The sequence below is a fragment of the Modicisalibacter luteus DSM 23508 genome, from assembly GCF_000378505.1.
GTDB lineage: Bacteria > Pseudomonadota > Gammaproteobacteria > Pseudomonadales > Halomonadaceae > Modicisalibacter > Modicisalibacter luteus.
On the sequence record NZ_KB899991.1, the window covers coordinates 1 to 1,306 of the forward strand.

Annotated in this window: 2 protein-coding genes; both read left to right on the plus strand. The window is 58.2% G+C overall.

Features of this window, described 5'->3' with window-relative positions; all coding sequences use genetic code 11:
- Window positions 1–720 (plus strand): ATP-grasp domain-containing protein (locus tag F568_RS0104625; protein ID WP_019017539.1); only part of this gene is annotated, 720 nt, incomplete at its 5' end.
- Between the two features lie 119 nt (window positions 721–839).
- Window positions 840–1,306: phospholipase D-like domain-containing protein (locus F568_RS25230; RefSeq protein WP_244874806.1), on the plus strand; the 467-nt coding region annotated here is incomplete at its 3' end.

Below are 1,306 nucleotides of genomic sequence, written 5' to 3' on the forward strand. Positions count from 1 at the left end.
CCCGAGATTCGACAAGCCAACGGGAACACCTGTATAGCCGAGCAAATTATTTCGGGCAGACAGGGGGCGCCTGAGGGCACCATGTTCCAGGGAGAATTCAATGTTCACGGGGTGTTTGACCAGCCCGTGGATAAAGGCGCGATGCTGTTCGACCGGCTGGAATACCCGTCCAGCATGCCAGAGGGGGTTCAGCGGCGGATGATCGATGCCAGCAAACGTTTCCTTGAGCATATCGGCTTTGATCATGGTTGCTTCAACGCCGAGTTTATGTGGGACGAGGAGAGCGACCAATTATGGCTGGTTGAGTTCAATACACGCATCTCGCAGTCGCACAGCGAAATGTTCATCATGGTCGATGGTATGTCCAATCATGAGGTCGCCATCGATATCGCCCTGGGCCAGCGCCCCTCGATGGTCAATCGGCAAGGCCAGTTTCCGGTGGCCGCCAAATGTTTGATTCCCCATAAGCATGAGGACGCCATCGTCAAGCGCGTCCCCAGCCAACAGGAGTTAGCTGAGCTCAGAGAGCGCTTTCCGGGCACCTTGATCAAGCTGGACATCGAGCCGGGCATGCGGCTGAGTGATCTCCCTAATCAAGACAGCTTCTCGTACCACATTGGTACGATCTATCTTGGCGCGGATAGCCACGAGGAGTTGCGGGAGCGATATCGCGACTGCCTGGATGCCCTGCATTTCGAGTTCGACCCCGTGTCGCAATGAATGGCGAAGAAGTGATCTCTTCACCTCCTCAGGGCGATTCAAGCGCTGAGGCTGGTCCTTTTCAGTACCAGAAGGTACTGGAGGGGACGCTGGGAGCTCCCTTTAGCGGCGGTAATCGAGTGAGTGTGCTGCGAAACGGCATCGAGATATTTCCGCTCATGCTCGAGGCGATCCGCCAGGCGCGCTTTAGTGTGGATTTCCTCACGTTTGTGTACTGGAAAGGGGAGGTCGCCAGGCAGTTCGCCGATGGCTTGACGGAGCGTGCCAGTGCCGGCGTACGGGTGCGGGTCATCCTGGACGCTATCGGGGCGCTAAAGATGTCGAAGACGTTAATCGAGCGGATGCGTGCGGCGGGCGTGGACGTTGTCTGGTTTCGCCCACTTGCACGCTGGAAGCTCTGGGAGTTGGATAACCGCACACATCGAAAGGTCCTCGTCTGCGACAGCCAGACCGCCTTTACCGGTGGGGTAGGCATCGCCGAGGAGTGGGAGGGGGATGCACGCAACCCCGACGAATGGCGGGACACCCATTTCCAGGTTGAGGGGCCTGCTGTCCACGGGCTACAGGCCGCCTTCCTCGACAACTG